Here is a 21,003-nt window from a genome sequence, read left to right on the forward strand (position 1 = left end):
CTTGCCATGGTTTTTTGGATTGCGATAGTGATCATCGGCTGTTTTGTTGCGTGGGGGGCGCTCATGCCGGAGCAGTTGGCTGCATCGGCCGGCGCTCTGTTCGATCTGATGATTCAGAAGATGGGCTGGTTCTATCTGCTGACGATGTTCGGCATTCTGGTTTTTGCATTTGTGCTGGCCTTCGGCAAATACGGCTCCATCAAGCTCGGTGACGATGACGACGAGCCGGAATACAGCTTGCTGCCCTGGTTCGCCATGCTGTTCAGCACCGGGATGGGGATCGGCTTAGTGTTTTGGGGAGCGGCGGAGCCGCTGTCGCATTATTTGGCCCCTCCTGAAAGCGTAATGGGCGGCACAACGGAAGCAGCGCGAATCGCTATGCGTTATTCATTTTTTCATTGGGGCTTGCACCCTTGGGCGATCTATACGATTGTCGGTCTGATATTGGCTTACCATCAGTTCCGCAAGGGGCGGAAAGGCCTCATCAGCGCCACGTTCTATCCGCTGCTGAAGGAGAGGGTCAACGGTCCCATCGGCAAGGGAATTGATGTGCTGGCTATTATTGCGACCGCATTCGGCGTTGCTACATCGCTGGGGCTGGGAGCGCTGCAAATTAATGGGGGGCTGTCCGCGATGTTCGGTCTGCCGGTGACGTCCTCTTCCCAGGTGTGGATTATTGCGATCGTGACGGTTTTGTTTATGGGCTCCACGCTTACGGGCCTGGACAGGGGAATTAAGCTGCTCAGCACCATGAACCTTATGATCGCTTTCCTGCTGCTGCTATTTGTATTCACGGTGGGTCCAACATCGTTTATTATGGATGCCCTCACGAATACGATGGGCTCTTATGTGCAGAATTTGATCGGGATGAGCTTAAGGCTGACGCCGTTCTCCCAGAACAGCTGGATCGGCAACTGGACACTCTTTTATTGGGCGTGGTGGATCGCATGGGCGCCATTTGTAGGGACGTTTATTGCAAGAGTGTCTAGAGGCCGCACGATTAAGGAATTTGTACTCGGCGTACTGATCGTACCCAGCCTGCTCGGCTTTCTCTGGTTCTCTGTATTCGGGGGTACAGGGCTGTTCATGGAGCTTATGCAGGATGTGCCGCTTGCGGCTGCCGCAGCAGAGGATGTGACCTCTGTATTGTTCATGCTGCTGGGCCAGCTGCCACTCGGCCAGCTTGCGTCAGGCATCGCGACATTATTAGTAGTTGTGTTTTTTGTCACCTCCGCAGATTCCGCAACATTCGTGCTGGGAATGATGTCGCAGCGGGGCGATCAGAATCCGAAAGCGTTGATCAAGCTGACCTGGGGCATCCTCCAGTCTACCGTAGCGATTGTTCTGCTGCTCAGCGGCGGTCTGAGCGGCTTGCAGACGGCTTCTATAGTAACCTCGCTTCCATTCGCGCTAATCATTATCGGGATGTGCGCGGCGCTGCTCCGCAGCCTGAGAGAAGAGGACAGGCATCGCAAGAAGCTGGAGCGCAAAAGAAGAAAAAAGCTGGACGAGCTGATCGAAGATATGTAGTTGCGGCGCATTGACGAACGACGGCAGCATCGTATATATTAAAAAGGTACAACGTATGTAAGGAGATTGAATTTATGTATGCAGGTGTTCTTAACTCGTAATTGGATATGATCGGCTGAGCTTAGGCCTGCTGGAGCCATTGTTAAATGATGGTTTCAACGGAGGTTTGTTTCGTCAGCCCATCCCAAGAGTTGAGAACATGAGGATTTCCGCCTGCATGCATTTGGATGAGGCCTAATCACCGTGCTCCCGCAGCACGGTTTTTTTATGCTTGTTTTTGCCCCTCCGACGACAGCTGTCGGATGGCAGAATCGGTATAGGCTTATCTATGATGAAGCAGGAACGGAGCGCGCCCGCGTTTTCGTTCCTGCTTTTTTTTTTGTACAAAAAAGGAGGCTGCACACAATGAATCAACAAACATTATCTAAATTGGAATTTGATCGCATCGTACGGATGACCGCCGAGCTGACGGTTTCCCCTGAAGGGCGAAAGCTGGCGGAGGCTATGAAACCCAGCTTCAGCTACGGACAAATAACGGCGTGGCTGCAGGAGGCGCAAGAAGCTGCAGAGCTGCTTGCAAGCGGGGCAAGTATTCCATTATCGCCAATGGATGGTATCGATATATTTATCGCGTTGCTGGGGAAAGGCAGAGTATACAGTGAGGATGAGCTTGACGCCGTTGCAGTCTGGCTGACATCTGTGGCTCAGATGAAAAAGTATATGCGCAGCAAGACGGGCATTGCACCTACTATTGCCGCTTACGCGGAGTCCTTGGATGATTGTAAAGCGCTGCGAGAGGAGCTTGCCAGATGTATCCGCTATGGGACATTAACCGATGAGGCCAGTCCGCATCTTGCGTATATCCGAAGGCAGATGTATGCTGCAGAAAATAAAATCAGCCGCAAAATGGAGCAAGCGCTGAACAAATATCGAAGCTTCCTGCAGGACTCTATCGTCAGCAGGCGGCGAGGCCGGTTCGTTATCGCGGTCAAGCGGGAATTCAGGAAGCAGGTGCCGGGAGCCGTGCTTGATGAATCGGCCAGCGGACAAACGTTGTTTGTTGAGCCTCATGAGGCCGCTGAGCTGCATCAGGAGCTTGCTGAATGGAGAGGGGCTGAAGAGAGGGAGCGGAGTATTGTGCTTGCGAGGCTGTCCCAATTGGCTGAAAGCTACCACGCTCCAATGGTGACGAACGTTCAGGCGATGGCCAGTTTTGATTTCATTATGGCGCGGGGCAAGCTTGCAAGCAGCATGGGAGCGCGGAAGATAAAGCTTCTTCGAGAGCCCGTAATCGCGCTGTCGGGTGCTCGCCATCCCTTGCTTGGAGGGGCAAGCGTACCCCTTCATCTGGAGCTTGGCCTTGCATGGAGGCAGCTTATTATTACGGGGCCGAACACCGGTGGAAAGACTGTAGCCTTGAAAACGATCGGCTTGCTGGCTCTGATGACACAGGCTGGACTGCTGATACCTGCGGATGAGAGCAGCGCTATAGGCATCTTCAGGCACATCATCGCCGATGTAGGGGACGGGCAAAGCTTGGAGCAGTCGCTGAGCACCTTCTCTTCCCACATCTCCGTGCTTAAGGAGATGTTCGATTACGCCGATTCTGCCAGTCTGCTGCTTATTGATGAGATGGCTGCGGGGACTGATCCGTCGGAGGGTATTGCGTTGTCGATCGCCATGCTCGAGAAGCTGCTGGACAGAGGTTCCTTGGTGACGGCTACGACACATTTTAATGAAATCAAGGCATTTGCGGCGAAAACCCCAGGCTGCCAGAACGGCCGGATGGCCTTCGATCCGGACACGCTGCTGCCCTTGTACCGGCTGGAGATCGGAGAAGCCGGCGATAGCCATGCGTTTGCGATTGCAAGACGGTTAGGCCTTCCGGAAGGGGTGATGGAACGGGCGGAAGCGCTATTGATTAAGAGGGGGGCGGCAGTGGAAGAGCTGACCCCGCAGCAGCCTCAGGTGAAGCTGGAGCATGAGGAAGGGCAGCGGCCACCAAAGCTGGAGGCGCATGAAGTGCGGGATATGGAAGAGGAAGAGAAGCTCGATTCGAATGACATGCGGGATACGCAAGAGAAGCAGGAGAATCCTGCACGAAAGCGATCCCTTGAGAAGGGGGATTCCGTCTGGATCTATCCCCTCAAGCGTGCGGGTGTTGTCTACCGTCCTGCGGACGAGAGAGGCCAAGTCATTGTGCTGGTGAAAGGCGAGAAGCTGAGCTTCAACCAGAAGCGGCTGAAGCTGTATATCGAGAAGTCGAAGCTGTACCCCGGTGAATCGTACGATCTTGATATTGTGTTTGAATCCAAAGGGAATCGGAAGCTGCGACATCAGATGAGCCGCAAGCATGTGGAGGGAGTGGAGATCGTCATCCAGCCGGATGAGCCGCAAGGGGGCTAGTCACGGCTTTGGATGACGAGCAGCTTCCCTTCCCGGAGCTCGATGAGCCCCTCTTCCGCACACAACAGATTGCTGATCCCAAGGGATTGGCCAATGGTAAGCGTGGCGTCCTGCAGCGGATACTGGAAGCCTGTAAGCGTGATGCCTGCCGCCTGCTCCGACAGCGGCAGCAGCGAGGTCTGAGGAAATCCCTCCGCTGGAATAACGGTTGTTGACGATATGACTCGAATACGGTTGCAGGGGTCCTGAATGCTAGCCTGTATGCCAGCAGCATCAGCCAGCGCAAGCAGATGCACATTGGCCAAGCTGTGGTCGAAGCGGGTGCCTATGCCTCCCAGCAGCAGCAGCTCCGTTGGCTTCATATCCAGCGCATATCGGAAGGCCATCTCGCTGTCGGTATAATCCTTGTCCACGGGATCACATTGGATCATCGTTCCACTGCGTTCCCGGATGAGCCTAAGCTCCTCATCATTTACGGAATCAAAATCGCCAATTGCGACTTCCGGCGTCAAGCCGCTCTGAAGCAGAAACAGCGCGCCGCTGTCCGCTCCAATCAGCGTATCGCCGGTACGCAGCAGCGCAAGTGCCCAATCACCCAAGGCGCCGCCGGCGAATATGACTATACGTTTCATATGCAGCTCCTCATTCCCGGTTTGTCTATATTTGACTAACAGTATATCGAATAGGCGTTCATCTCACAATAAGCTCGAAATTTGTCGTTGCACAGGCGCAAGGACCGGATATAAAATGAGTAAGGATGCGCGGCATCATATGCGCACATGTGGACGGGAAGCGGGGAGTAACGGCTGTGAGTATGGATATTTTCAACGTATTCAGCATTATCGGCACCATTGCCTTTGCGGTCAGCGGCGCGATAGTGGCCATGGAGGAAGAATATGATATATTGGGCGTATACGTGCTGGGGCTAGTCACGGCGTTCGGGGGAGGGGTTGTCCGCAACCTGCTGATCGGTATGCCGGTAACGACCTTATGGAGCCAAGGGTACCTGCTGAAGATCGCCCTGCTTGCTATGACCATCGCTTTTCTCCTGCCCATTCGATGGATTCTGCGATGGAGAAGAAGCGAGGCGTTCTTCGACGCCATCGGTCTTGCGGCATTCGCCATACAAGGTGCGTTGTACGCGACAGAGATGGGCCATCCCCTTAGCGCTGTGCTTGTAGCTGCCATGCTTACCGGAATTGGCGGCGGCATCATCCGCGATGTGCTGGCAGGACGCAAGCCGCTTGTGCTGAAGGATGAAATCTATGCCGTATGGGCCATGCTGGCGGGACTTGCGATCGGACTCGGCTGGTTCAAGAACACCATCGAGCTTCTTATTCTGTTCGTCCTGGTCATTACCTTCCGGATGCTGTCGGTGTACTTCAAATGGAAGCTGCCGAGACGCTCGCTGCGCGGCGCTTTCGCCGTGTCGGAGCAGGTTCGCAGACCTAAAATGAATAAAGAGGATGTATGAATATGGTACGCGTATTGTTTGTATGCTTGGGCAACATTTGCAGATCGCCGATGGCGGAGGCCGTTATGAGGCACTTGGCGGCGGCGGAGCAGCTTCCCTATGCAATCGAGGTGGATTCCGCGGGAACGGGCGATTGGCATCTGGGCCATCAGCCGCATGAGGGCACGCGCAAGGTGCTGGATGAGCATGGCGTGTCCTATGAAGGCATGGCGGCCAGGCTGGTGAAGAGCGCCGATTACGAGGATTTCCAATATATCGTGTGTATGGACCGGAATAACCTGCGGGATGTGCGCGGTATATTCGGAGGCGCTGCCGGATCGAAGGTGTTCACCTTCATGGAGCTTCTGCCCCAGCGAGGGGTTCTCGATGTGCCGGATCCCTATTACGATGGAAACTTCGATTATGTGTATGAGCTTGTGGAAGCGGGCTGCAAGGCGCTGCTGGAGAGAATCAAAGCCGACATGGCAAGGGCTTAAACCCTGTCATGCCGGCTTTTTTTCATGGCTACTCTACTTCAATGAAATAACGAAGCGCCTGCGGGATCTCCTGCTGCCAGAAGCCCCATTGATGCTTGCCGTCCTTCTCCTCATAAAAAACCTCGGCATCCTTGTGCTCCAGCAGGGCTCGGGTATTGCGGTTAAGCGCAACAAAGTCAAAAACGCCGCGATCGGTTTCGTAGGCGTCCTCCTGCAATCCGACAATCATATAAATCGACAGCCAGCTTAGATCGTAGCAATTCCCTACGATGGCCTGAGAGCTGGCGTAGAACGCGCCCGACAACGACATAACCCGAGTGAACAGCTCAGGATACGAAATGGCCAAATGAAGAGATACGGTGCCTCCAAGGGAATCGCCAGCCAGCAGCCGATGCTGCGGCTCTCTTCTGACGGGATATTTGGCCTCAATGTAAGGGAGCAGCTCTTCAGCGAAGAAGCGTACATACCCCTCGTGGCGAGAGCCGTCAGGCGCATACTCCTCGGTCCGAACCTTCTTGTCCACATCAACGCCAACAATGATGAACGGCTCCAGCCCCTCATCCAGGATCAGCTTAGTCGCTGTGGTGGCCACACGGCCAAAGTTGAAGAAATCCTCGCCATCCTGACAGTACACAACGGGATAGCTAAGCACCTCGTTATAGCCTGGCGGCAGGAAGATGCGAAGGCTCCTGTTCCCTTCAGGCAGGAAGCGGCTGTCCACCGTATCCTTCAGGATGGTTCGTTTCAAATATCGCTCGTCGGTCATGTTCATCGTGCTCCTTATCGTTATTGAATGGAATGCGGTTGATGTGGGTAAACAATAGTAAGGCAAGCGTATGCCTATTTGAGGCGCTACGCCAATGATTGACGTGAATGGGGCGCTATTATTGCTGTTGTATTATGCTGTTATAGTGGGATTTAAGTGCTGTAGCATATACAATTCCTTAATAGAATGAGCAGGATTAGCGAAAAAACAACGGTTTTTTTGTTTTTTGCTTTGACCATTTTCGCTAAACAGGTTTATAATAATTCTATAACAGAGGTACCCGATTTTCAAATATTTCGATTGAGGTGAGCGTTCAAAATGAGCAAATTGCCATACGAAGTTCAAACGGAACCGGTCACGCCGCTATCAGTATTGTCACTCGATGGGGACGTAATTAATCCGGATTTGATGCCGGACTTGACTGACGAGCAGCTGAAAGAAATTATGTACCGCATGGTTTTCACACGCACATGGGATGAGCGTGCCGTTAACCTTGGCCGTCAAGGACGACTGGGCTTCTACGCGCCTGTCTCCGGCCAGGAAGCATCCATGGTTGGAAGCGAATACGCGCTGAACAAAGACGACTTCATCTGCCCGGGCTATCGCGACATGCCGCAGCTTGTATGGCACGGCCTGCCGCTGTACCAGGCGTTCCTATATTCCCGCGGCCATCAGCATGGCGGACAAATTCCGGAAGATGTGCATGTGCTTATGCCGCAAATCATTATCGGCGCACAAATTCTGCACGCTACCGGCGTTGCTATGGCATTCAAGAAGAAGGGCGAGAAGCGCGTTGCGATTACTTATACAGGCGACGGCGGCTCCTCCGAAGGCGATTTCTACGAAGGTCTGAACTTTGCGGGCGTCTTCAAGCTGCCTGTTATTTATGTTGTACAGAACAACGGCTACGCCATTACAACGCCATTCGCCAAGCAGACGGCAGCATTGTCTGTTGCGCACAAAGCGGTAGCAGCCGGCATTCGCGGCGTGCAGGTTGACGGCATGGACGTGCTTGCTGTCATTAAAGCTGTGCAGGAAGCGGCAGAGGTTGGCCGCAGCGGCGAAGGCGCAACATTGATCGAGATGCTGACGTATCGTTTCCGTCCGCATTCCATGGCAGACGACACAACCAAATATCGGACGAAGGACGAAGAGGCGGAATGGGCGCCTAAGGATCCGCTGATCCGTTACGGCAAATTCCTTGAGAAGAAGGGCCTTTGGACGGAAGAAGATACGGCTCGCGTGAAAGAAGAAGCCAAAGCGGCTGTTAATGAGCATATCAAAAAAGCGGAAGCGGTTGAGAAGATGACGGTTGCAGGCCTGATCGACACCATGTTTGAAACAACGCCGCAATACCTCGAAGAACAAAAAGCCGATTTTCAATAGAAAAGGGGAGGAGTAAACGATCATGGCTCAAATGAATATGCTTGAAGCGATCCGCGACGCGATGCGCGTCGAACTGAAACGGGATTCCAACGTGCTCATCTTCGGTGAGGACGCTGGCAAAGTCGGCGGTGTATTCCGCGTGACGGAAGGTTTGCAGGAAGAATTCGGGGAAGACCGCGTGTTCGACACGCCGCTTGCGGAATCCGCAATCGCAGGTATGGCAGTCGGTATGGGCATTCAAGGCTTCCGTCCCATCGCCGAAATTCAATTCGTAGGCTTTATATATGAGGCGCTTGACCAAATGTTCGTCCAGGCTGCGCGTATGCGCTACCGTTCCGGCGGCCGCTACAACTCGCCAATCGTATTCCGTACGCCATTCGGCGGCGGCGTAAAAGCGGCAGAGCTTCACACGGATTCTCTGGAAGGCCTGGCTGTGCAGACTCCGGGCATCAAAGTGGTCATTCCGTCCAATCCTTATGACGCCAAAGGCCTTATGATCTCTGCAATCCGCGACAACGATCCTGTATTCTTCATGGAGCATCTCAATCTGTACCGCGCGTTCAAGGCGGATGTTCCGGAAGGCGAATACACAATCGAGATCGGCAAAGCAAATGTTGTTCGCGAGGGCAGCGACGTTACCATTATCGCATACGGCATGATGGTTCACACAGCGGTGAAGGCAGCCGACGAGCTCGAGAAGCAAGGCGTGAAAGCGGAAGTGATCGACCTTCGCTCCCTTGTGCCGCTCGATATTGATACAATCGTTGCTTCCATTCAGAAGACAAACCGCGCCATTGTGGTGCAGGAAGCGCAGAAAACATCCGGCGTTGCCGCCGAGGTTATCGCGCAAATCAATGAAAAAGCGATCCTGCACTTGGAAGCGCCAGTGCTTCGTGTTGCAGGTCCGGATACGGTGTATCCATTCGCGCAAGTGGAAGACGCTTGGCTGCCAACTCCGGCGCGTATCGTAGCCGCCGCTCAGAAGGTTATCCAATTCTAGAATAGGGCACAAACAATCGAACGGATTTTTAAAGGAGGTTACCATCGGTGGCTAGATTCGAATACCGATTCCCGGAGCTGGGCGAAGGCTTGCACGAGGGCGAAATTGTAAAAGTACTCATTCAGCCGGGCCAGGCCGTGACGGATGACGATGTTATTATGGAAGTTCAGAACGACAAGGCAATTGTAGAAGTGCCATGTCCAGTGAACGGTAAAGTGCTTGAGGTATTAGTGAAGGACGGTCAGGTCTGCCATGTCGGCGAGCTTGTTGCTGTCATCGAAGCGGAGGGCGATCTGCCTGAGCAAGCGACACCTGCGGCAGAGGAAGCGCCGAAGCAAGAGGAGGCCGCTCCAGCTCAGGCCAGCGCGCCAGCGCAAGCAGAGGGAACACAAGCCGCTGCTCCAGCTTCACAGGCGACGAACGCGCAAGTGCTTGCAACGCCAAGCGTGCGCAAATTCGCCCGCGAGAAGGGCGTTGATCTGACGCAAATAACGGGCACGGGCAAAAATGGCCGTATCACACGCGACGACGTGAACGGCTTCGACGGATCCGCTCCTGCGCAACAAGAGACAGCAGCTCCGGCGGCAGAGGAGGCGGCGCAGGCTGCTCCAGCTAAATCGGAGTCCAAAGCTCCAGCGGCTACCGGCGGCGCTTATCGTCCAGAAGAGCGCGTGCCGTTCAAAGGCATCCGCAAAGCGATTGCTACCGCTATGGTCAAAGCTGTCTATACCGCTCCACATGTAACCATTATGGACGAGGTCGATGTTACCGAGCTGGTTGCGCTGCGCGCAAAATACAAGCCTTACGCAGAGAAGAAGGGCTCCAAGCTTACGTATCTGCCGTTTATCGTGAAGGCTCTGGTTGCGGCTTGCCGCCAGTTCCCGATCATGAACTCGACGCTCGACGAAGCCAATCAAGAAATCGTCTATCGCAAGTACTACAATATCGGCATCGCAACCGATACGGACAATGGCTTGATCGTTCCCGTTATCGAGGACGCGGACCGCAAAAACATCTTTATGATTGCTGATTCCATTCGCGATCTGGCCGTGCGCGGCCGTGACGGCAAGCTGGCAGCGAACGAGCTGAAGGGCAGCACGATCTCCATCTCGAATATCGGTTCTGCCGGCGGCATGTTCTTCACGCCGGTCATTAACTTCCCCGAAGCGGCGATTCTCGGTACGGGCCGCATCTCGGAGAAGCCGGTTGTTCGTAACGGCGAGATTGTTGCCGCACCTGTAATGGCACTGTCGCTGAGCTTCGACCACCGTCTGATTGACGGCGCGACAGCTCAAAACTTTATGAACTATATCAAACAGCTTCTGGCACAGCCTGAACTGTTCATAATGGAGGTTTAACACATGGTAGTCGGAGATGCTTCCCTAGATATTGATACACTAATTATCGGTGCGGGTCCTGGCGGATATGTGGCTGCGATTCGTGCGGCACAGCTGGGCCAAAACGTTCTGATCGTAGACAAAGAGCATGTTGGCGGCGTCTGCTTGAACGTAGGCTGTATTCCTTCCAAGGCTCTAATCTCTGCAGCCCATCAATACGAGTCTGTTAGCCACGCTGCCGATTTCGGCATCGAGGTTGGCGAAGCGAAGGTCAACTTCGACAAGGTGCAGGAGTTCAAGAACGGCATCGTCAAGAAGCTGACTGGCGGCGTTGCTTCGCTTCTGAAAGCGAACAAGGTGCAATATTTCCATGGCGAAGTGATGTTCATCAACGAGAACGAAGCGCGTGTCTTCAACGACCAGGAAGCGCCTCGTTACCGCTTCAAGAACTGCATTATCGCTACAGGCTCCCGTCCAATCGAGCTGAAAGCATTCCCTTATGGCGGCCGTATCGTATCATCGACAGGCGCGCTGTCGCTGCCTGAAGTGCCGAAGAGCCTTGTTGTAATCGGCGGCGGCTACATCGGTATTGAGCTTGGCCAAATGTACTCCAAGTTCGGCACGAAGGTAACCGTAATCGAAGGCTCCGATTCGATTCTGCCAGGCTTCGACAAAGACATGTCCTCCATCGTCGCGAAGAAGCTGAAGGGCAAAAATGTAGATATCGTAACCGGCGCGCAAGCGAAGAGCGCTGAGCAAACGGATAAAGACGTAACCGTGACATACACGGTTGGCGACAAAGAAGAAAAGGTAACGGCAGATTACCTGCTCGTTACGGTAGGCCGTCGTCCGAACACTGACGGCGAGCTTGGCTTGGATCTGATCGGCGTGAAGATGTCTGACCGCGGTCTTGTAGAGGTAGACGGTCAATGCCGTACCAGCATTCCGCATATCTTCGCGATCGGCGATATTATCGCGGGTCCGGCGCTTGCTCACAAAGCGATGTACGAGGGCCGCGTTGCTGCCGAAGTCATCTCCGGCCTGCCAAGCGTGATCGACTACAAATGTGTGCCGGCTGTCTGCTTCTCCGATCCGGAATGCGCAAGCGTTGGTCTCAGCGAGAAGGAAGCGAAGGAGCAAGGCCACAACGTCAAGGTTGGCAAATTCCCGTTTGCCATCAATGGCCGTGCAATGTCGCTTAACGCGAACGAAGGCTTCGTGAAGCTGGTTGCCGATGCGGACTCCGGTCTGGTGCTGGGCGCTCACATCGTAGGCCTGGAAGCCTCCAACATGATCGCTGAGCTTGCTCTGGCGATTGAGATGGGCGCTACGCTTGAGGATATTGCGCTTACGATTCATGCTCACCCGACACTGGGCGAGATCGTTCTGGATGCTGCTGAGGTTGCTCTCGGACATCCGATCCACACTTTTGTTAAATAATAGCTAACATTTGCTTGCAAAGAGGTCACTCGGCTGTATGAGCCGCGCGGCCTCTTTGTTCATATTTCAATCATTCACTATTGAAAGGCGGAGTTGTAAATGAGCGATGCCCATGCCAAAAAAGCAAGTGAATCCCGAACATTAATGACGCAGCTTATATTTCCGCTGGACACCAACCATTACGACACCATGTTCGGCGGCAAGCTGATGGAATATATGGACAAGGTAGCCGCAATTGCCGCCATGCGCCATGCCCGCAAGCGGGTGGTGACGGCATCCACGGACAGTCTTGATTTCCTGGCGCCCATCCGAATAGGGGATGTCATAGAGGTGGAGGCCTTCGTCTCGTGGACGAATCGCAGCTCCATGGAAATATACGTCTCGGTGACGACGGAGAACCTGTATTCGGGACAACGCGATGTGACCGTGACCGCCTTCTTCACCTTTGTGGCGCTGGATGAGCATGGCAAGCCTTCTCCAGTGCCTGCGGTTCAGCCGGAGACGGAGCTTGAGCGGCACTTGTTCCACCATGCACCAGAGAGGCATGCGCTGCGAAAAAAACGGAAGCAGGATAGACTGGGCAGTTAGACGGGTGATATAATTGTAGTTATTGTGTTGGAGGAGGTGGAACATGAGCACCAGCGAACAGGCTTATCTAGGGATGCTTCGTCACGTTCTAGAGAATGGGGTCAGGAAGGATGACCGGACGGGCACAGGCACAATTTCTACGTTCGGCTATCAAATGCGATTTCCGCTGAATGAAGGCTTCCCGTTGCTAACGACCAAGCGTGTTTCGTTCAACCTCGTTGCAAGCGAACTGCTGTGGTTTATGAGAGGCGATACCAATATCAGGTATTTGCTTCAGCATAAAAACAATATTTGGAATGAATGGGCGTTCAAGCGCTATATCGAAAGCGCCGATTACAAGGGTCCCGACATGTCCAACTTCGGGCTGCGAAGCCAGTCGGATCCAACGTTTGAGGCCGAATACAGGCGTCAGATGGAGCAATTCAAGGAGCGCATATTAACGGATGATGACTTTGCTGCGCGATATGGCGAGCTGGGCGACGTCTACGGCAAGCAATGGCGGGCATGGAAGACAACGCAAGGCGACACAATTGACCAGCTGAAGGACGTTATTACGACGATCAAAGCCAATCCGGACTCCAGAAGACTGATCGTATCGGCTTGGAATCCGGAGGATGTGCCGACCATGGCGCTGCCGCCTTGCCATACGCTGTTTCAATTTTATGTGTCGGAGGGCAAGCTGAGCTGTCAGCTGTATCAGCGCAGCGCGGATATTTTCCTCGGAGTGCCCTTCAATATGGCCAGCTACGCTTTGCTGACTCATCTGATTGCGCATGAATGCGGATTGGCCGTAGGCGACTTCGTACACACCTTCGGAGACGCGCATATTTATTCGAACCATATGGAGCAGATCGAAATTCAGCTGTCGCGGACGCCCCGCGCTCTGCCGACGCTCCAGGTGAATCCGGACAAGCAGTCCGTATTCGACTTCGATCTGGCCGATTTGGCCATCGAACATTACGATCCGCATCCCACAATCAAGGCGCCAGTCGCCGTGTAGGAAGGAGAGGGCTTATGCCGGTAACATTAATCTGGGCTATGGATCGGAATCGCGCCATTGGCGTGGATAACCGTCTGCCGTGGCATCTGCCGTCCGACATGGCGTTCTTCAAAGCATCAACAACTGGCAAGACAGTGCTGATGGGACGCAAAACGTATGAATCGTTAGGAAGGCCGCTTCCCAAACGCCATAACATCGTATTGACAAGGAACAAGGACTTGGCGCTGGAGGGCTGTGAAGTGTTCCATGACCTGGCTGATGCCATTGAACGCTGCAAGGATGAAGAGCTGATGGTCATTGGCGGCTCCGAAATTTATGCGCTTGCTCTGCCATACGCGGACAAGCTGCTTGTGACGGAGGTAGACGCCGAGATCGTAGGCGCTGACGCTTATTTCCCGGAGTGGGATTCCTCCCAGTGGGAATTAACGGCAAGCGAGAGCAGAGAGAAGGATGAACGGAACGCGTATGACCATCGTTTCTGTACGTATCTTCGCAAGGGGTAGCCACCCTGAGGCAGGATTGACGAATTAACGAACTATTCGTCATAAAGTGCAAATGATTGTGCGGAAAATCCATTAACCTGTTCAACTAAGGAATGCTAGCATGTTATAATAAGTTATTAGGTCATAGGTAGCTAATAAGTATTTCATTATATAAAACTTGGATTCCCGCTATCATTAGCTTGCATTCATACGTTAGCGCTGGGATACAGGATGGAGGAAAAGCGATCATGTCTACACCAACTGGTTTTATGGAATACCATCGCGAATTGCCGGCCGATCGCGACCCGCTGGAGCGCATTAAGGATTGGAATGAGTTCCACAAGCATTTTTCCGATGAGCAGCTGCGCACGCAAGGCGCCCGCTGTATGGACTGTGGAACGCCTTATTGCCATACGGGAATGGAGCTGGCCGGTTCGGTATCCGGCTGTCCGGTGAACAACCTGATTCCGGAATGGAATAATTTGATTTATAGAGGTCTGTGGCGCGAGGCGCTGGACCGTCTGCATAAGACAAACAACTTCCCTGAGTTCACAGGCCGTGTATGCCCGGCTCCATGCGAGGGCTCCTGTACAGTGGGCTTGATTGGCGACGCTGTTACCATTAAGACCATTGAGCAAGCGATTATCGACCGCGGCTTCGAAGAGGGCTGGGTTGTGCCGCAGCCTCCGAAGATGCGTACAGGCAAACGCGTTGCGGTTGTCGGTTCAGGTCCTGCCGGAATGGCAGCAGCCGCGCAATTGAACAAAGCCGGCCATACGGTGACAGTATACGAACGTGCGGATCGTATTGGCGGCTTGCTGACTTACGGCATTCCAACGATGAAGCTGGAGAAGTATGTGGTGCAGCGCCGCGTTGACCTTATGACGGAGGAAGGCGTCCAGTTCGTGACGAACACAGAGATCGGCAAGGATATTTCGGCAGACGAGCTGCTGGAAAACTTCGACGCTGTTGTCTTGTGCGGCGGCGCGACGAAGGCGCGCGATGTTGATATCGAAGGACGTGACCTTGACGGCGTTCATATGGCGATGGATTACCTGAACGGTACGATCAAGAGCTACCTGGATTCCGGTCTGGAGGACGGCAACTATATCTCCGCCAAGGACAAGGATGTTATTGTTATCGGCGGCGGCGATACAGGTACGGACTGCGTAGCGACGGCGTTACGTCACGGGTGCAAATCCGTTACCCAATTCGGCACGCACGCCAAAGCGCCGCTGGAGCGTGATCCAATCAGCAACCCGTGGCCGCAATTCCCGAACGTATACACGCTGGACTACGCGCAAGAGGAAGCCAAAGCGCTATATGGCGAGGATCCTCGCGCATTCTCCGTCCTGACGAAAAAGTTTGTAGGCGAGAACGGCAAGCTGAAGGAGCTTCATACGGTTCAAATCGAGCGTACGGTTGACGAGCAGGGACGCAAAATTTACAAGGAGCTGGAGGGCACTGAAAAGGTATGGCCTGCAGATCTTGTATTCATCGCTGTCGGCTTTGAAGGTCCGGAGAACACGCTGATCCAGCAAATGGGTCTTGAGCAGGACCGCCGCACCAATGTTAAAGCCACTTACGGCAAATACAAAACAAACGTGGACAAAGTATTTGCTGCCGGCGATATGCGTCGCGGACAAAGCTTGGTCGTATGGGCGATCAACGAAGGCCGTGAAGCAGCTCGCGAGGTGGACAAATATTTGATGGGCTCCTCGATGCTTCCTTAATTAAACAAATATTGCGTATAGCCGCAAGCAGCGGCTGTGGCGACAATCCGAGAAAGCGCCTTGTTGGGCGCTTTTCTTTTTCTTGATGTATAGGAAAGGATATGGTTGTGACAGCGTATCTTCTTGCTTGTCGCGTAATTTATGCCACGAGGAGAGTGAGATCATGATTAAATATGGATCTGATCGTATTACGGAATTAACCTTCACCAGCTATAAGGCCGCTGTTGAGCTTCGGGAGGATGGACAATGGGTGGATATTACGCTGCTGCCAACGCTGCATGAGTCGACTCCACTGCCGGAGGATATCATTCAATTCTCTATTCTTGTCATTTGCACGACAACTGGCGCCATCGCTCAGATCGTGCCGCAGGATGAGGATTGCGACTGCGAATATCAGTTCACCTTCTCGGAAAAGGAGCAGATTACCGCTTATATCATGAGCGAGGAAATGCAGTCCCGTATTCAAAATCTATCATCCCTACGCTAAGGAAAGTTGTGGTAAAATCGGTGTAGATGCCGCGCCCAAGGGGAGATTCATATGTCCGTCGATCAGGCTTATGTGCTCACACCAAGTGATGTTCGCAACATACGCAGCTATGTTAGCCATAAATACGCAGCGATGCCAACCGAGCAGCGAGCGGAGATCGTTGCCGATGCGGTAACCCGCATCATCCATAAGCAGCTTCCGGAATTCGGGCCTCTGCTCAAGCGGGAGCTGACCCGGACCTTAATTCGCACCACTGTGTTGGAGCAGCAGCGTCCCGTCAGTCCGGACGATATTTATGCATTATGTATGGAGCTGGACCAGCAGGACTCCCGTATTGCTGAACCCCTGAAGCGCTGGCTTAGGGAGAAGGAGTCTCAGCTGTTCCACAGCGGTACGGCTGCGATAAAGCCGCTTGCGTCAGTGGAGGCGGGTGTTCAGCCCCTTCCAGGCCAGCTTCATCCCGCCATTCGAGATCGCAGACGGAAGCGCCTTCTGTTGTACAGTCTGTTGTCAGCAGCGACGGTAGCAGCCGCGCTCTTATTCGGCTGGACGCCGCCGGAGCCGCCAGCTGACCTGGCAGCGGAGAGAACGGAGGCTCCCGCGATACCGGCCGTCGCTCCTCAGCCGTCAATCAATGAATTGCCGGCTGAGCTGAAGTATGCGGAGGTCAATCGCGAACGCTTGCTTGCCTTTCTGGGCAGCAAGTCGTCGATGCTGGCCAAGCCGCAATATTTTGACCCCATTATGGATACAGCTGAAGCCTTCGACATACACCCCGCTCTGTTGTTCGCGATTACCGGCCAGGAGCAGGCCTTTGTTCCGATTACGCATGACCAAGCGGATGAGATCGCCAACAATCCGTTTAACGTGTTCCATAGCTGGCAGGCGTTCAATACGACAATCGAACAATCGTCACAAATCGCAGCAAGAACGATCGTCAGGCTTAGCAAGGACAAGCCGGCGCATATAGACGCGATCACCTGGATTAACCGCGAATACGCGGAGGACCCCAACTGGTCCAAGGGCGTAAAATCTATATTTCGAGCCATCTTGGCGGAGGTTCAGGAGGTTCAGGCGCCTGTCTGACTCTATCAGAAGTAACGACCGCAAAGGAGCGACCCATCGTTGAAAACCTTAATTATAGCGGAGAAACCCGACATGGGGCGTAATATCGCGGCAGCCATAGATCCCAAAGCCAAAAACAACCGCACTTATATAGAAGGCGAACAATATATCATTACATGGGCAATTGGGCATTTGATCGGCTTGGCCGAGCCAGATGCTTATGATGACCGCTACAAAAAGTGGAATATCGCAGATTTGCCCATTATTCCGAGCACGTTCAAGCTTGTCCCGAACCGGAAAACGATGGATCAGCTCAAGGTGATCAAGGATCTGGCGAAGCGCTGCGATTCCCTTGTGAATTGCTGCGACGCCGGGCGTGAGGGCCAATACATCTTTTCGCTTATCCAGCGGCATCTTAGGCTCAAGCAGCCTGTGAAGCGCCTGTGGATTTCGGATTTGACGCCGGAGACGATTCGAAGAGGCTTCGCTGAGCTGAGAGATGGGTCCGAATACGATAACCTAACCAAAGCCGCAACCGCCCGAAGCGAAGCGGATTGGCTGATCGGGATGAACGGCTCGCGCGCCTTCACGACGAGACACAACGTGCTGCTATCCGTGGGCAGAGTGCAGACGCCGGTTCTCGCGCTAATCTATGACAGACAGAAAACAATCGAAAGCTTCGACTCGTTGAAATTTTATGAGGTGGAGGCGCAATTCCAACAGGAAGACCTTACATACAGAGGCTTATGGCAGGGAGAGCGGATGACGGATCCCGAGCGCGCTAAAGCTATTGCAGCCAAGGTGAAGGGGAAGCCGGGAAGAATTGCGTCCTACGAGGTGAAGGAGCTGAAGGAATATCCGTACAAGCTGTACGATCTGACGCTGCTTCAGCGGGAGGCTAACGGTAAATACGGTTTTTCGGCCAAAAAAACGCTGGATATCGCTCAAGCGCTCTACGAGAAGCATAAGGTCATCTCCTATCCGCGTACCAATTCCAACTATGTAACGGAGCAGAACATTCCGGAGATGCATAAGGCCTTGGCCTCGCTCCAAGGAACGTCCTATGACGAATGGGTGAGAGGCGCGAACAAGGGCCTTGTCCATAAGGGGAACAAATATATTTGCAACCCGTCCAAGGTGGAGGATCACCATGCGATTCTGCCGACGCATCGAAAAGCTTCAGGGTTATCGCCTGAGGAGAGCAAGCTGTATGATCTCATTGTGCGGCGCTTTCTCTCCCAATTTTATGCTGCAGCGGAATATAAGTCGCATACTGTACTGACGGAGGTGGAGGGCGAGACGTTCAAAACGAACGTGAAGGAGCTGCTCAGCCTCGGATGGAAAATCATTTATGCCGATCAGAAGAAGGAGAAGGGCAAGGCCGCCAAAAAGGATGAGGATTCGGAGGAGGAAGAGGAGGTCGCGGAGCCCTTCTCTGTTGACGCCAAGGCTGGCGTTGTATGCCGGGAAGCGCAGTCGAAGGAGAAAGAGACGCAGCCGCCTAAGCCTTATACGGAGGGCACGCTGCTGAAGGCGATGGAAAGCGCCGGCAAGCAGATCGAAGACGAGGAAGTCCGCGACGCGATGAAGGATTCCGGCCTCGGCACGCCCGCTACACGCGCAGCAACGATTGAGAGGCTGAAGAATGTAGGCTACGTTACGATGCAGGGCAAAAAAATTATGATTACCCAAAAAGGCCGAACAGCAATTGAGCTGATACGGGCTGCGGGCGTGGAGCTGCTGACCTCGCCGGAGATGACGGGCATGTGGGAGCGTCGGCTGAACGACATAGCCAGAGGGAACGCATCCGATGCTCAGTTTATGGACAATGTCAAAAAATTCGCCACGATGATTGTTGAGAAGGTTCGGCTGCAGACAAGAGTGGATGTCAAAGCGTTTGAAGGGGACGACGCCGGGGCAAGAGGGAAATCCCGCAGAGGAACGGCCAAGACAGGCAAGGCGGCGGGGGAGAGGTCCGCATCGCCAAGAGGCAGCGTACGCGCCAGAACAACGGCGACGGCAACGACAACGGCTGCAGGAGCGTCAAGCGGAAGCGAAGCGCCATCGGAGCCTCGCGTCGTGGCCGCCTGTCCCAGACCGGGCTGCGGCGGCCGATTGTTTATGGGACGCAAGGGTTATGGCTGCTCGAATTATCGCAGCGGCTGCAAATTTGTCATCTGGAAGGAGTCATTCGGCCGCAGCTTGACGGATGCCCAGATCAAAGCGTTAGTCGAAAAGGGGAAAACGGCGAAGCTGAAGCTTGTTCTCGCAGACGGCTCGCCAAGCGAGGGCCGAATCGTGCTTCGCTCCGCCGAGACAGGCGATATCGGTGTGGAGCAAGCATAGCCAGGGGCTTTGCAGCGCTCCTAATCCCGATTCACATAACGATGTATCGTGTCCGGCACATCCTTCAGCTCATCCAGCGTAAAAAACGCACCGCGCGGCTTCACGTCGATCTGCACCATATTATATTGCCACTCCTCGAGCATACGCATATGAATGGCGTGTATTCCAGCGGTGAGGGCTGGGACGACATCTGTTCGGATGGAGTTGCCGATCATCCAGGTGTGCTCGCGGTCGAAGGTGCCGGTCGCCAGGATTTGCTCCAATGCGTCGTTATTTTTTAACTGGCGGATATAAATACGGGAGCTGAAATAACGTTCCAGACCCATTCGTTCAATCTTGCGCCGCTGGATCAGCAGCTCACCGCCTGTGTACAGATGGAGCTCATGGCCGGCAGTCGCAAGCTCGTCAAGCGTATGCTCCATATGGGGATACGGCTCCGTCTCATGCTCGTATACGCTTAGGCCAAGCTTCCACAGGAAGTCCTCTTCCACCGGAGATCGCTTGCGGCCTGTCAGATCGCTGAAATACAGGTATGTGTCGACAAAGGATTGCGGAAAGTGCTCGCTCTTGAACCCCGTCTGGCCGATCAAGGCGATATCAATCTCCGTCTGCTTGTCGCGAATGGCGCCAGCCGTTACGACGGACGATCTGCCGAACCAGGTCGTCATGGAGTCGACGAATTGATCCACGACAAAAAAGAAATATTTGTTGCAATAAATTAACGTATCGTCAAGGTCAAACAAGATATGCTGTTTCATCTTATGGGGTCTCCTTTGCGGGAACGATCATGTTCACTATCGTATGAACAATCTACCCCAAATCCATGTCATTAGTCAATGAAGGGGAACGAACCGGCAACGCCAGCCATCTTCCCCCAGCAAGCATAGGACGCCTTCGCCTTCCGCATAATGTAAGTGGAGGTGAGCGACGTGCCGTTCAACAAAAGCGAAAAAATTCATAATCAGCAGAACGAGGCGAGGCAGCAGTCCAAGGCCATTACGCCAAAAGCGGAAAAAATGGCGGACAGAGCAGCCAGTCTTAACGGGATTAACAAGGAAAACATGTAGCATGTGCAATGAAAGAGGAGAGATCGTATGGGACGATCTCTCCTCTTCCGTATGTCATGCATATTTCAGCTGCGTCTCCGCCAGACGATTCTTAATGAACAGGATTCGCTTGCGTACGTAGAAGTCACGACTGTCGCTTCTCAGGTCGCGAGGCCCAATCACCTCCTCTGTGTCGTTATTAATGATGACGAGCCTGCCGTCGCTATAAAACTTAAAGGTTAAATCGCGGTGTGGCCTTGCCTTCTCAACGTAACGGAAATTCTCACAGTTGGTTTTCATGGTGATCAAGCCTCCTTTGTCATTATACATCCACAAACTAGAACGTTTGTTCTTGTTCTCATTATACCAAACATTTGTTCGGGTGGAAAGTGTTTTTTATTTGCCGTAAACTAGATTTATAGAAGCGTTTGCAGGATGAGA

At 53.5% G+C, this 21,003-nt stretch carries 20 protein-coding genes; 16 read left to right on the top strand and 4 right to left on the bottom strand.

What is annotated here, in order from left to right; all coding sequences use genetic code 11:
- The first annotated feature begins 6 nt into the window (after positions 1-6).
- Together AB1S56_RS12285 and AB1S56_RS12290 are read left to right on the top strand one after the other, a co-directional pair.
- Positions 7-1,530: a BCCT family transporter gene (locus tag AB1S56_RS12285; protein WP_340867460.1), complete on the top strand. Its 1,524-nt coding sequence runs from the start codon at positions 7-9 to the stop codon at positions 1,528-1,530.
- Between the two features lie 405 nt (positions 1,531-1,935).
- The gene (locus tag AB1S56_RS12290) at positions 1,936-3,936 is read left to right on the top strand and encodes a DNA mismatch repair protein MutS (protein WP_340867459.1); all 2,001 of its coding nucleotides are present in this window, start codon (positions 1,936-1,938) and stop codon (positions 3,934-3,936) included.
- On the opposite strand, the gene AB1S56_RS12295 is transcribed toward AB1S56_RS12290, so the two are convergent.
- The gene (locus AB1S56_RS12295) at positions 3,933-4,568 is read right to left on the bottom strand and encodes a thiamine diphosphokinase (protein ID WP_340867457.1); all 636 of its coding nucleotides are present in this window, start codon (positions 4,566-4,568) and stop codon (positions 3,933-3,935) included. The two genes, AB1S56_RS12290 and AB1S56_RS12295, sit on opposite strands and share 4 nt — an antisense overlap.
- 182 nt (positions 4,569-4,750) lie before the next feature.
- Between AB1S56_RS12295 and AB1S56_RS12300 the strand changes: the two genes are divergently transcribed.
- Positions 4,751-5,410, top strand: coding sequence for a trimeric intracellular cation channel family protein (locus AB1S56_RS12300; RefSeq protein ID WP_340867987.1), 660 nt, complete (start codon positions 4,751-4,753; stop codon positions 5,408-5,410).
- A gap of 2 nt (positions 5,411-5,412) precedes the next feature.
- On the top strand, positions 5,413-5,886 hold the full coding sequence (locus AB1S56_RS12305) for a low molecular weight protein-tyrosine-phosphatase (protein ID WP_340867455.1): 474 nt from the start codon (positions 5,413-5,415) through the stop codon (positions 5,884-5,886).
- Between the two features lie 28 nt (positions 5,887-5,914).
- On the opposite strand, the gene AB1S56_RS12310 is transcribed toward AB1S56_RS12305, so the two are convergent.
- On the bottom strand, positions 5,915-6,652 hold the full coding sequence (locus AB1S56_RS12310; protein ID WP_340867453.1) for an alpha/beta hydrolase-fold protein: 738 nt from the start codon (positions 6,650-6,652) through the stop codon (positions 5,915-5,917).
- 318 nt (positions 6,653-6,970) lie between these two features.
- On the opposite strand from AB1S56_RS12310, the gene pdhA reads away from it, so the two are divergent.
- The 11 genes from pdhA (at position 6,971) to AB1S56_RS12365 (ending at position 19,516) form a co-directional block, all read left to right on the top strand.
- Positions 6,971-8,038, top strand: a complete 1,068-nt coding sequence (gene pdhA, locus AB1S56_RS12315) for a pyruvate dehydrogenase (acetyl-transferring) E1 component subunit alpha (RefSeq protein WP_340867452.1) — start codon at positions 6,971-6,973, stop codon at positions 8,036-8,038.
- Between the two features lie 22 nt (positions 8,039-8,060).
- Positions 8,061-9,038: an alpha-ketoacid dehydrogenase subunit beta gene (locus AB1S56_RS12320; RefSeq protein ID WP_340867451.1), complete on the top strand. Its 978-nt coding sequence runs from the start codon at positions 8,061-8,063 to the stop codon at positions 9,036-9,038.
- 47 nt (positions 9,039-9,085) lie between these two features.
- On the top strand, positions 9,086-10,396 hold the full coding sequence (locus AB1S56_RS12325; RefSeq protein ID WP_340867450.1) for a dihydrolipoamide acetyltransferase family protein: 1,311 nt from the start codon (positions 9,086-9,088) through the stop codon (positions 10,394-10,396).
- Positions 10,397-10,399: 3 nt separating this feature from the next.
- The gene (gene lpdA, locus AB1S56_RS12330; RefSeq protein WP_340867449.1) at positions 10,400-11,815 is read left to right on the top strand and encodes a dihydrolipoyl dehydrogenase; all 1,416 of its coding nucleotides are present in this window, start codon (positions 10,400-10,402) and stop codon (positions 11,813-11,815) included.
- Between the two features lie 99 nt (positions 11,816-11,914).
- Positions 11,915-12,403 (top strand): acyl-CoA thioesterase, encoded by a 489-nt coding sequence (locus tag AB1S56_RS12335; RefSeq protein WP_340867448.1) that lies wholly within the window; start codon positions 11,915-11,917, stop codon positions 12,401-12,403.
- A 43-nt stretch (positions 12,404-12,446) separates the two neighbouring features.
- The gene (locus tag AB1S56_RS12340; protein WP_340867447.1) at positions 12,447-13,403 is read left to right on the top strand and encodes a thymidylate synthase; all 957 of its coding nucleotides are present in this window, start codon (positions 12,447-12,449) and stop codon (positions 13,401-13,403) included.
- 14 nt (positions 13,404-13,417) lie between these two features.
- Positions 13,418-13,906: a dihydrofolate reductase gene (locus AB1S56_RS12345; RefSeq protein ID WP_340867446.1), complete on the top strand. Its 489-nt coding sequence runs from the start codon at positions 13,418-13,420 to the stop codon at positions 13,904-13,906.
- Between the two features lie 227 nt (positions 13,907-14,133).
- Complete coding sequence (locus AB1S56_RS12350; RefSeq protein ID WP_340867444.1) at positions 14,134-15,618, top strand: glutamate synthase subunit beta; 1,485 nt, start codon at positions 14,134-14,136, stop codon at positions 15,616-15,618.
- A gap of 163 nt (positions 15,619-15,781) precedes the next feature.
- The gene (locus AB1S56_RS12355) at positions 15,782-16,105 is read left to right on the top strand and encodes a hypothetical protein (protein WP_340867443.1); all 324 of its coding nucleotides are present in this window, start codon (positions 15,782-15,784) and stop codon (positions 16,103-16,105) included.
- 51 nt (positions 16,106-16,156) lie between these two features.
- Entirely contained in the window at positions 16,157-17,191 is a 1,035-nt protein-coding gene (locus tag AB1S56_RS12360) for a hypothetical protein (protein WP_340867441.1), read from the top strand.
- Between the two features lie 39 nt (positions 17,192-17,230).
- On the top strand, positions 17,231-19,516 hold the full coding sequence (locus AB1S56_RS12365; RefSeq protein ID WP_340867440.1) for a DNA topoisomerase 3: 2,286 nt from the start codon (positions 17,231-17,233) through the stop codon (positions 19,514-19,516).
- 20 nt (positions 19,517-19,536) lie between these two features.
- Here the strand turns inward: AB1S56_RS12365 and AB1S56_RS12370 are convergent, their stop codons facing one another.
- A complete protein-coding gene (locus tag AB1S56_RS12370; protein WP_340867439.1) occupies positions 19,537-20,274 on the bottom strand; it encodes an HAD hydrolase-like protein in 738 nt (245 codons plus the stop codon).
- A 171-nt stretch (positions 20,275-20,445) separates the two neighbouring features.
- Between AB1S56_RS12370 and AB1S56_RS12375 the strand changes: the two genes are divergently transcribed.
- Positions 20,446-20,583 (top strand): hypothetical protein, encoded by a 138-nt coding sequence (locus tag AB1S56_RS12375; RefSeq protein WP_340867438.1) that lies wholly within the window; start codon positions 20,446-20,448, stop codon positions 20,581-20,583.
- A gap of 54 nt (positions 20,584-20,637) precedes the next feature.
- On the opposite strand, the gene AB1S56_RS12380 is transcribed toward AB1S56_RS12375, so the two are convergent.
- A complete protein-coding gene (locus tag AB1S56_RS12380; RefSeq protein ID WP_340867437.1) occupies positions 20,638-20,862 on the bottom strand; it encodes a hypothetical protein in 225 nt (74 codons plus the stop codon).
- Positions 20,863-21,003 lie beyond the last annotated feature (141 nt).

The sequence above is a fragment of the Paenibacillus sp. PL2-23 genome (assembly GCF_040834005.1).
In the GTDB taxonomy this organism is placed as follows: Bacteria; Bacillota; Bacilli; order Paenibacillales; family Paenibacillaceae; genus Pristimantibacillus.